Source organism: Pseudomonadota bacterium (assembly GCA_022361155.1).
In the GTDB taxonomy this organism is placed as follows: domain Bacteria; phylum Myxococcota_A; class Polyangia; order Polyangiales; family JAKSBK01; genus JAKSBK01.
The window spans coordinates 26,982-37,771 of record JAKSBK010000147.1 but is presented as its reverse complement, the minus strand read 5'-3'; the positions used below and the strand labels follow the sequence as shown (position 1 = coordinate 37,771).

At 64.8% G+C, this 10,790-nt stretch carries 9 protein-coding genes; 8 read left to right on the top strand and 1 reads right to left on the bottom strand.

Going from position 1 to position 10,790, the window contains the following annotated elements; all coding sequences use genetic code 11:
* Positions 1-359: 359 nt before the first annotated feature.
* Positions 360-1,166: a hypothetical protein gene (locus MJD61_05120; GenBank protein ID MCG8554658.1), complete on the bottom strand. Its 807-nt coding sequence runs from the start codon at positions 1,164-1,166 to the stop codon at positions 360-362.
* Positions 1,167-1,600: 434 nt separating this feature from the next.
* Between MJD61_05120 and MJD61_05115 the strand changes: the two genes are divergently transcribed.
* The 8 genes from MJD61_05115 (at position 1,601) to MJD61_05080 (ending at position 9,764) form a co-directional block, all read left to right on the top strand.
* Positions 1,601-1,774 carry a hypothetical protein gene (locus tag MJD61_05115; GenBank protein ID MCG8554657.1) on the top strand — a complete coding sequence of 58 codons (174 nt, stop codon included), beginning with the start codon at positions 1,601-1,603 and terminating at the stop codon, positions 1,772-1,774.
* A 77-nt stretch (positions 1,775-1,851) separates the two neighbouring features.
* A complete protein-coding gene (gene ilvB / locus MJD61_05110) occupies positions 1,852-3,597 on the top strand; it encodes a biosynthetic-type acetolactate synthase large subunit (GenBank protein MCG8554656.1) in 1,746 nt (581 codons plus the stop codon).
* A 4-nt stretch (positions 3,598-3,601) separates the two neighbouring features.
* Positions 3,602-4,321 carry an acetolactate synthase small subunit gene (ilvN, locus tag MJD61_05105; GenBank protein ID MCG8554655.1) on the top strand — a complete coding sequence of 240 codons (720 nt, stop codon included), beginning with the start codon at positions 3,602-3,604 and terminating at the stop codon, positions 4,319-4,321.
* A 20-nt stretch (positions 4,322-4,341) separates the two neighbouring features.
* Complete coding sequence (gene ilvC / locus MJD61_05100; protein ID MCG8554654.1) at positions 4,342-5,352, top strand: ketol-acid reductoisomerase; 1,011 nt, start codon at positions 4,342-4,344, stop codon at positions 5,350-5,352.
* 75 nt (positions 5,353-5,427) lie between these two features.
* Positions 5,428-6,864, top strand: coding sequence for a 3-isopropylmalate dehydratase large subunit (gene leuC / locus MJD61_05095; GenBank protein MCG8554653.1), 1,437 nt, complete (start codon positions 5,428-5,430; stop codon positions 6,862-6,864).
* Position 6,865: 1 nt separating this feature from the next.
* Entirely contained in the window at positions 6,866-7,441 is a 576-nt protein-coding gene (gene leuD / locus MJD61_05090; GenBank protein MCG8554652.1) for a 3-isopropylmalate dehydratase small subunit, read from the top strand.
* Positions 7,431-8,510, top strand: a complete 1,080-nt coding sequence (gene leuB / locus MJD61_05085) for a 3-isopropylmalate dehydrogenase (protein MCG8554651.1) — start codon at positions 7,431-7,433, stop codon at positions 8,508-8,510. The genes leuD and leuB overlap by 11 nt, the downstream gene beginning before the upstream one ends.
* 27 nt (positions 8,511-8,537) lie before the next feature.
* The gene (locus MJD61_05080) at positions 8,538-9,764 is read left to right on the top strand and encodes an aminotransferase class I/II-fold pyridoxal phosphate-dependent enzyme (GenBank protein ID MCG8554650.1); all 1,227 of its coding nucleotides are present in this window, start codon (positions 8,538-8,540) and stop codon (positions 9,762-9,764) included.
* Positions 9,765-10,790: the final 1,026 nt, after the last annotated feature.

Here is a 10,790-nt window from a genome sequence, read left to right as displayed (position 1 = left end):
GGGCTTGGAGGCGCCATAGCCGCTTTCGTCCTCGAAAAGTCCTCGCTCTGTGTATGTAGCCCTGCGCTGCGTAGTGGACCGGCGCCGGCCCTCCTACGCTAACACCCCCCCCGCCTCCAGGAGGTAAGCCCATTCGCCCAAGCCATACATTCATTCATGTACGTCACGTGATCGCAACCGCAGACAGGAACCCATATATTAGCACAAGCCACGAGCGGCTTTGCGTCCTCGATGCAACCCTCAGGAATCGTCTGTGCTGCGCAGGCGCTTAGGACCACGCCGAGCACCAGCACACCGGCCTTTTGTCTCATTATCAATACCCTGTCACCCGCACTTCTTTCCACGCGCCATAGCGGCTCTTACTTGGGCACGCACAGGCCCACGCCCGCCAGGCCCAGATTGTCCTGGCACTCGGCATTCATGCCGCAGGAGTCGGCGCCTCCCGGCATCGCCGGCAACTGGCAGTACGCCACGCAGCGCGTGGGCTGCATATCGAGGCTGTAACAGCCGAGGCCCGGTCTGCAGTCGTTGGCTGCCTCGCACGGCATGCCCTCGTCGACCATCTTGGCGCTCGCCAAGCAAGCCGTGCAGTCGTTCTTCTCGGTGACCGAGTAGCAACCCTGGGCTCCCGTACAGCCCGTCTGCGCGAGCAAATCGCAGTCGTCGCAGTCGTCGCAGAAACCCACCCCGGTTCTCTGATGCGTGTCGCGATCCGTAAGCTCGAGCCAACAGGCCTGATTGGGGGGGCAGCCTGTGGACGTGTCGAGGTCGCAACAGTACTGATGGCACTTGTTGTCGGCATCGCTGCAGCCGAGGCCGGGTGCGCAATCGGCCGGGGTCGTGCACGCGTCTCCGCTCTTGCCCGTGCCGGCGGCCTCGCACACGGGCTCGGGCGCGCCTGCCATCGTGTCACGCAGCTGGCAGCCTTGGCCCATCGCGCAGCTCGCAGGGTCGAGCAGGCTGCACTCGCTGTTCTGGCAGGCGGCGGGCAGCCCGGAATCGGTTCCGGTACCCGTGTCGGACTGCGCGTCCGGCGGCATGGCGTCCATGCCACCATCTCCGATCGCCGCATCGTCTCCAGTGACGGGATCGTCGTCTCCGCAGCTGCAACCGGCCACGAGCGCCGTCACGAGCCCCACCAGCACGACCTGCCGATACCCTCTCATGCATGCCTCCAAAACCGTACTGTCAAGGTCAAACGTAGAACGTCAATGCAGAACGATGTACGTGACGCACCGAAGTCTAGCACCGCCTGGCAGTCCCGAGGTACTTCCTTGAGACTCACATCCCAAGCGTCCTATTCGGACGCCTTCAGACGCCGGGACCAGCGGAATCGAAGATCCAGGACACTAGACTACCTGACCAAACATTCAGATTCCAGGGCTAGCCGCCTTTCGTCCCACGAGCGCCAATTCCGTCCGAGACCCGACCCGAGTTCCCGTCCAACATGGATGCCCACCCGGAAAGTCCTTAGGACGGGTCAGCATTCCTCGTCGTTGCGCCTTGCCGGCGGCGCCCGGTCCTCGCCCAAACGTGTAAGTTGTTCTTTCGCGGGCCCTAAGCTTGACGCGGAAGCAACCTTGCCTCATGCTGCGCAACGATGTTGGCTCTGGCAAGCATGATGCCCCTTCAGGCCGCCATGCCCAGTCCTGGTGTGCGGGCCGGTCTATTTGATCGTGGCGGGAGCGCGATCGCATCCGGGATCTTGCTCGTAGTAGCCAGCCTGCTCGTACTCGCCCTGCTCATTCTGGGCTACGGGGAGCCGATGACCTAACAGTCACCCAAGCAAGGATTTCGGCCCCCGCAGCCCAGGCAGGCTGCGGGGGCTTTTGCTTTTCGAGGGACCAGCGCATGGAACAAAACAGCCCATCCCAGACCAAGGAGCTTTCGGGAGCGGACCTCATCTGGCTGACCTTGGTCAGCGAGCAAGTCGACATCGTGTTCGGCTATCCCGGCGGCGCGATCATGCCCGCCTACGATGCCATGCCCCGCTATCCGATCCGGCATGTCTTGTGTCGCCACGAGCAGGGCGCCTCGCACATGGCCGACGGTTACGCGCGTGCCTCCGGTCGGGTTGGCGTCTGCATCGCCACCAGCGGCCCCGGCGCCACCAATCTCGTGACCGGCATAGCCAACGCCATGCTCGATTCCATCCCGCTGGTAGCGATCACAGGGCAGGTAGCGTCCACCCACATAGGCACGGATGCCTTCCAGGAAGTGGACATCACCGGAATCACCCTGCCCATCACCAAGCACAATTACCTCGTGCGCACGGCAGAGGAGATCGTGCCGACGCTGACCGAAGCCTTCCACGTGGCCCGATCCGGGCGTCCTGGACCCGTGCTCGTGGACATCGCCAAGGATGCTCAGCAGGCGACCTGCGCTGCAGCGGCCGCCGAAGCCACACGGCAGGCGCCAGGGACGGCGCGCGCGCCGGAGCCAAGGGACCTCGATCGGGCCGCACACATGATCGAGCAGGCCGAGCGACCGCTGATTCTCTGCGGGCATGGGATCCTCAAGGCGAACGCGAGCAGCCTGCTGGCGCAGCTTGTAGACAAGAACGATATCCCGGTGGCATGCACCCTGCTCGGACTCGGCGGGTTTCCGGCCACGCATCGCCGCAACCTCGGAATGATGGGCATGCACGGTGAGGCGTGGGTCAACGAGTCCATTCAGCGGGCGGATCTGCTGATCGCGATCGGGATGCGCTTCGACGACCGGGTCACCGGTGATCTGCGCACGTACGCGACCGGCGCCAGGAAGATCCACGTGGAGCTCGATCCGGCCGAGATCAACAAGAACGTCGTGGTGGAGCTGCCGATCCAGGGAGACGCGGCGGCGGTCCTGCGAGAGCTCGGGCCCCGGGTCTCGGCACGCGTGCGCCAGGCATGGAATGCGGAGATCGGCGAGCTGAGGGCTCAGGGGTCGAAGAACGATATTCAGAGCGCTCCGGACGACGGCCAGCTGCACGCCGCACACGTGCTTCAGGATCTGTATCGGATCACGGAGGGAAAGGCCATCATCGTAACCGACGTGGGGCAGCACCAGATGTGGGAGGCGCAGTACTACAAGCACGACCATCCGCGGCGTCTGGTCACCTCGGGTGGGCTCGGAACCATGGGCTTTGCACTGCCCGCCGCCATCGGCGCCAAGCTTGCCTGCCCCGACCAGGAAGTCTGGGTGGTCGCAGGCGACGGCGGCTTCCAAATGACTGCGGCCGAGCTCTCGACGTGCCTCCAGGAAAAGCTCAAGCTCAACATCGCCATCATCAACAACGGCTACCTGGGCATGGTCCGCCAGTGGCAGGAGTTCTTCTTCGGCAGCCGCTACGTTGCGACGCCGATTCTGAGCCCCGATTTCGTGCAGCTCGCGCAAGCCCACGGGCTTTCGGGCTTGCGAGTCGAGAGCCGGTCCGAGCTCGAGGATCGAGTCGAAAAGGCGCGAGCAACCGAGGGCACCGTGGTAATGGACTTCCGGGTCGTCGAGCAGGACAGCGTGTTTCCGATGGTGCCCTCGGGTCGCAGTCTGGCGCAGATGATCCGGCGACCCGCCACCCGAGACGCAACGGACGATTCCATGCCACAGGCAGCGGAGTAGAGCGATGACCGAAGCCTCACGCAGCTTGCGAACCTTCAGCGTCTTGGTGGACGACCTGCCAGGTGTGCTAAACCGGGTCGCTTCGTTGTTTCGACGGCGCTGCTACAACATCGATTCGCTCACGGTTGGACGCACGCAGCAGCCAGGCATCTCGCGCATGACCATAGTCGCCGAGGCCGACGAGCGGGCCGGACGGCTCATCGAGGCCAACCTCTACAAGCTCGTCAACGTTCGCCGGGTAGACGATATCACCGATCGCGCGAGCCTCGAGCGGGGCGTGGCGCTGATTCGTGTTGCGTGCGACGCAGCGCAACGGGTCGAGGTCTTGCAGCTCTGCTCGGTGTTTCACGCCCGGGCCGTGGACGTGGCCCCCAGCTCGCTGGTTGTCGAGGTCACGGGTACGCGAGGCAAGATCGATCGGCTGGTTACGCTCCTGAAAGCCTTCGGTGTCAGCGAGATGGTGCAGACAGGTACCATCGCCATGGCCCGCAGCGTCGTGAGCGAGGGCAGATCGTACACGCTTTCACCCCGAACGACGTCCACGTCCGAAAGCGCACCCGAAGAAGCTGAATTGCCGCCAGGCACCGCATTACCGCCAGGCACTGCATTGCCGCCAGGCACCGCATTACCGCCAGGCACCGCATTACCGCCAGGCACCGCATTACCGCCCGGCACCGCATTACCGTCAGGCACCGCATTACCCGCCCCCAACGTACACGGGTGAAGGAACGCTGGAGACAACACATGACACAAATTCGCTATTGTTCGGACGCTGATTTGTCGCGCATCCAAGCCAAGCGTGTCGCTATCGTTGGCTACGGATCGCAGGGGCACGCGCACGCCCTGAACCTGAAGGACAACGGTGTGGACGTGACGGTGGGCTTGCGCGAGGGGTCGGCGTCGATCGAGTCCGCCAAGGCTGCCGGGCTGCGGGTCGAGGGCGTCTCCGGCGCCTGCAGGAACGCCGACGTCGTCATGCTGTTGCTTCCCGATACTTCCCAGCCTGCGGTGTACGCGGAGGAGATCGCCCCGAGCCTGCGCGCGGGCAGCACGCTGATGTTCGCCCATGGTTTCAACATCCGCTATCAAACGATCGAGCCATCGGCCAACGTGGATGTGAGCATGGTGGCTCCCAAGGGTCCGGGACACCGCGTGCGCGAGACGTTTGTGGAGGGAGCCGGAGTGCCCGCGCTGCTGGCGGTGCACCAGGACGCGAGCGGGGAGGCGGATGCGCTGGCGCTCAGCTACGCCAAGGCGCTTGGTTGCACGCGGGCCGGCGTGCTCGACACGACCTTTGCCGAGGAGACCGAGACGGATCTTTTTGGTGAGCAGGCCGTGCTTTGCGGTGGGGTGAGTGCGCTCGTCAAGAGTGGCTTCGAGACCCTGGTCGAGGCCGGCTACCAACCGGAGCTTGCGTATTTCGAGTGCCTGCATGAGCTGAAGCTGATCGTGGACTTGATGTACCGTGGAGGACTGAGCTACATGCGCTATTCGATCAGCGACACGGCTGAAGAGGGTGACTACAGCGCAGGTTCGCGCGTGGTCGGCACGCCCTCGAAACGGGCCATGCGGCAGATTCTCGACGAGATTCAGGACGGTTCCTTCGCCAAGGCGTGGATTGCAGAGAGCGAAAAGGGCGGTCCCAACTTCAAACGGCGGCGAGCGGCAGAAAGGGAGCATCCGATCGAAGTCGTGGGCAGGAAGCTGAGAGCCATGATGCCGTTCGTGAAGCCCGTTCGGATCGGAGACGCATAGCATGGAAGACCACGTACGTTTCTTTGGCGGCACGCGGCGCGGCGGGAGCCGTCGCCGGGCGCTCGAGGCCGGCTGATGGGCGCTGCGCGCACACTGTTCGATAAGGTCTGGGACGCCCACGTTGTGGCCGAAGAGCAGGGATGCCCCACGATTCTGTATATCGACCTGCACCTGGTGCACGAAGTGACGTCCCCTCAGGCCTTCGCACGGCTCAGGGAGCGCGGAATTGGGGTGCGCCGCCCGGGACGTACGCTCGCCACCATGGATCACTCCACGCCCACCCGGGCGGGTGGGATGTCGCTGCTCGACGCGCCTGCCAAGGCTCAGCTTTCCGAGCTGGTGCGAAATTGCGCCCAATTCGGCGTGACGCTTCACCCTGTGGGCAGCGAAGGCAACGGGATCGTGCACGTGATCGCTCCCGAGGAGGGCCGCACGCAGCCCGGCATGACCGTCGTGTGCGGGGACAGTCATACCGCCACCCATGGAGCATTCGGCTCGTTGGCCTTTGGGATTGGCACCACGGAGGTTCAGCACGTACTGGCCACGCAGTGCCTGCTGCAGCAACGTCCCAAGACCTACGCCGTGGACTTCCGAGGTCGGCCACCACGGGGAGTGACGGCCAAGGACTTGATCCTCGCGTTGATCCGCAAGCTCGGCGTGGCGGGCGGCACCGGGCATGTGTTCGAATACCGGGGCGACGCCGTCAAGGCACTCGATATGGAGGCACGCATGACGCTGTGCAACATGTCGATCGAGTGCGGTGCCAGGGCCGGGATGATCGCTCCGGACGACACGACCTTCGAGTATCTGGCCGGCCGGCCTTCGGCCCCCCAGGGGCAGGCGTTCGAGCGCGCCGTCTCGCGCTGGCGTGGCCTCGAGAGCGATCGAGGCGCGCTGTTCGACAGCCACGCGGACCTCGACGCGAGCAACCTCGCGCCCATGATCAGCTGGGGCACGCACCCGGGCCAGTGCATTCCGATCGACGCAGCTGTGCCGGCTCCCGAGGATGCCGGCGATGCCCGGACGCGCGCATCGTGCGAGCACGCGCTTCGCTACATGGACCTGGAGCCCGGCAAGCCGTTGCTTGGCCAACCCGTGGACGTGGTTTTCCTGGGCAGCTGCACCAACGCTCGCCTGACCGACCTGCGGATGGCCGCTTCGATCTTGCGGGGACGCAAGGTGGCGGACGGGGTTCGCGTGCTCGTGGTGCCAGGCAGCCAGCGAGTCAAGCGCGCGGCCGAAAGCGAGGGTCTCGACACGGTATTCGAGGCTTCGGGCGCGCAATGGCGGCAACCCGGCTGCTCGATGTGCATCGCCATGAACGGCGATCAGCTCGAGCCGGGGCAGTATGCGGTAAGCACCAGCAACCGCAACTTCGAGGGGCGGCAAGGGCCGGGCGGGCGAACCTTCCTGGCTTCACCGCTCACCGCGGCGGCCTGCGCGGTCACAGGCACGGTGACCGACGTGCGCAGGCTCGCGCCCGACCCGTTGCCTCTGGAACCGGAGCTCTGACATGGAACGCTTTGACCGCTTACGCTCACGTGTCGTCCCTCTGCTCGCAAGCGATATCGATACGGACCAGATCATCCCTGCGCGCTTTCTCAAAGTCACCGGCAGGGAAGGCCTGCGGGACGGGCTGTTCGCGTCCTGGCGCAAGGACCCGGCCTTCGTGTTGAACCAACCCGAGAGCGGGGGTGCCCGAATCCTGCTTGTCGGTGCCAACTTCGGCTGCGGATCGTCGCGCGAGCACGCGCCCTGGGCGCTGCTGGACTGGGGCTTTCGCGTGGTCGTAGCGCTAAGCTTCGCCGACATCTTCCATGCCAATGCGTTGAAAAACGGGCTGCTTCCCGTGGTAGTCGAGCCGCAAGCTCACCGGGCTCTGGCCGAGGCTCGCGCTGCCGATCCGGCGCTGGCGCTGGTCGTGGATCTGGCCGAGCAGAGCCTCAGCGCCGGGGACGCAATTCGCACCGAGTTTCCGGTCGATCCGTTCGCCAAGCGTTGCCTGTTGCAAGGAATCGATAGCCTCGACTACCTGCTATCTTTCGCCCCGCGCATAAAGGAATACGAGGATCAACGCGATGCCGGCTGAGCATGCCAAGATAGTTGTCTTGCCCGGAGACGGCATAGGCCCCGAAGTGGCCGGCGCGGCCAAGCGCGTGCTATCCGCGGTCGCCGAGCGCGAGGGGCTGAGCCTTGCGTTCAGCGAGGAGCTGATCGGGGGAGCGGCCATCCAGGCCACCGGCGAAGCATTGCCCGCCAGGACGCTCGAAGCCTGCCTGTCCGCCGACGCCATCCTGCTCGGCGCCGTGGGCGCGCCCGAGTACGACGACCCGGGGCTGCGCGTCCGACCCGAGCAAGGGCTGCTGGCCATTCGCAAGGCCTTGGGCTTGTACGCGAACCTGCGACCCGTTCGCTGCTACGCGGCCCTCGTGGATGCGTCCCCCATCAAGGCGGAGCTGCTGAACGGGGTGGACCTCGTGGTCGTGCGCGAGCTAACCGGTGGCTTGTACTTCGGTCAGCCTCGCATCCGAGAGACCAAGCACGGCATAGAGCGCGCTGTTGACACCATGGAGTATACCGCGCCCGAGGTGGAGCGGATCGTCGAGCTGGCCTTCGAGCTCGCGCGCGCTCGTCGCCGCAAGCTGACCAGCGTGGACAAGGCCAACGTGCTCGAGTCGTCGCGCTTGTGGCGCGAGGTCACGACACGGGTAGGAACACGCCACAGCGACGTTGAGCTCGAGCATCAGCTGGTGGATTCCTGTGCGATGCGGCTCATCACCCACGCCCGTGACTTCGACGTGATCGTGACTGAAAACACCTTCGGAGACATCCTGACCGACGAGGCCGCCGTGCTGACCGGGTCGCTCGGCATGCTGCCTAGCGCGTCGCTCGGAAGCGGCAAGATCGGGCTCTATGAACCGATTCATGGTTCCGCCCCCGACCTGGCCGGCCAAGACGTGGCCAACCCGATCGGGGCGATGCTGAGCTCGGCCATGCTGCTGCGGCACTCGCTCGGGCGCAGCCAGGCTGCCGCGGCGCTCGAGCGAGCCGTAGAGCGCGCGCTCGATGCAGGAGCCCGGACTCGGGATCTAGGAGGCAGCTTGGGTACCCTGGAGATCACGGAGCGCGTGCTCGCTGCCCTCGATGGCACGATCTAAAGCGATCCAGGCATCGAGGTGGATCGCGTGTCCAGGCCGGTTCGGGCAAGCCATCATCTGAGCGACGTCCGCTACGAGATTCGGGGGGAGCTCGCCCGCCGCGCCGACGATCTGCAACGCAGCGGCTACGACGTGGTGCGCATGAACATTGGCAACCCGGGCGCGTTCGGGTTTCAGATGCCGGAGGCGATGCGTCGAGCCATGATCGAGAACCTCGGGCAGTCGGAAGCCTACTGCCACGAAAAGGGGGTGTTTCCGGCCCGGGAAGCCGTGGCGATGCAGCAGCAGGAACGCGGGGTCCCGGGCGTTTCGGCCGAGGACGTCTTCATGGGCAACGGCGTGAGCGAGCTCACCGGCATCTGCATGGAGGCGCTCCTCGACCCGGGCGACGAGGTCCTGGTGCCAAGCCCGGACTACCCGTTATGGACGGCGGCTGTCACGCTGCACGGGGCGCGTGCCGTGCATTATCCCAATCGACCGGAAGCTGGCTTTGTTCCGGATCCGGCCGCAGTCGAGGGCCTGATCACAGAGCGGACCAAGGCCCTGGTGATCATCAACCCGAACAACCCCACGGGCGCGGTCTACCCGCGCGAGGTCTTGAGCGAGCTTGCGCGGCTTGCGGAGCGTCACGGGCTTACCGTCTTTGCGGACGAGATATACGACGGGATGCTCTACGAGGATGCCGAGTTCGTACCCATGGCCACACTCGTGCACGACACGCTGTGCGCTACCTTGTCCGGGCTCAGCAAGGTCTACCGCGCCTGCGGCCTGCGCGTTGGCTGGTGTTCGTTCAGCGGCAGGATGGCGGACAGCCGCGAGTACCTGCGCGGCGTCGAGTTGTTGTGCAGCCTGAGGCTATGCAGCAACGTTCCTGGCCAGTGGGCCGTGCAGACAGCGCTCGGCGGCCACCAGAGCATCAAAGCGCTGACGGCACCCGGCGGTCGCCTCTACGAGTCGCGCAAGGCCGCTATCGAGGCGGTCCAGGCGAGCTCCCTGCTGCAGCTGAGCAAGCCGATGGGCGCCATGTACGCTTTCGTCGGCGTGGACAAGACGCGGCTTCGAGATTTCGATGACCAAGCCTTCGCCCGCGCTCTGCTCGAACGCGAGCACGTCTTGCTGGCCCCAGGCTGCAGCTTCAACGTGGACTACCATACCCACTTTCGCACGACGCTGCTGCCCGACGCGGTCACCCAGCGCGAAGTCTTCAGGCGCATCGAGCGCACACTGAATGGAGAGCCTGCGGCAGGGCCTTGAGAAACAGGGAGTATTGGCTGAAACTGGCTACATGCCGGTGCAAAAGTAGGGGGGGTTCAATGATTTCGGCGGGATAGGCGGGCGTAGGTCCGAAGCTGCGCTTTTGGGGACGAGCCCGAGGCAGGAGTCGGAGGCGGAGGCGGACGGCAGACGGAGGCAGTGGGCCGAGACCGAGTCGGAGGCGGATGTCAGATTCCGAGGTGGACGGCCGATACCGAGTCCGAGTCAAGGAGTCCGAGTCCGAGTCAAGGACCCGTCGGAGATCGGCGTCGGGGTCGGGCATCGAAATCCGAAATCGGCGTCCGAAATCCGGATCGGGTCCCGACATCTGGGTCGGGGAACGGACTGCGGTCGTGCGATGGTGGCGAGCTGGAGCTTGCCCTGTCGCTGATTGGGAGCCTGCGTCCCGTGGTCGACAAGATTCGTAGACGCAGTCCGAAGTTGGCTCGTCAGCTCGAGGACTCGGCCTCCTCGGTAGTGGCCAACTTGGGCGAAGGCAATCGGCGCAGGGCAAGGACCGGATACAGTTCTTCTTGATCAGCGCGGGCAGTGCGGATGAAACACGCTGCCATTTGCGGGTGGCGCAAGGGAGTGCCTTCAACATCGGACCGAGAGCCCGAGGATGATCGGAATCGTTGGGTTTTTCGCCGTGACGAGGCGATCTGGTGCATCGTTGAGGAGCGGCGGGAGACCCCACGATTTCGAGGGCCTCGGGATCGACGGGAGTATTCTGAAGACACTCCCTAATTCTGCTCGTAGCCGTTGAGCAGCTCGTCGACCGCATCGCATAGGACACTGAGCACAAAGAACAACGAGTAGAGAGGGCCTGCTTTCATCGGGAACTCCTACCTGGCGCTCAAGCCCCCCGATATCCGCCTTCGCTCGAGGAGGACAAGTTTAAGCTTATAGCTAGGACCCCACCTCGATCCAGGGGGAACGGTCGCCAACAGACCGATGACACGGATCTCCCTGGTCATCATGTCACATTTGGGGCCCCAAACTGCGCAATCAGTTGCGCAGTTTGGG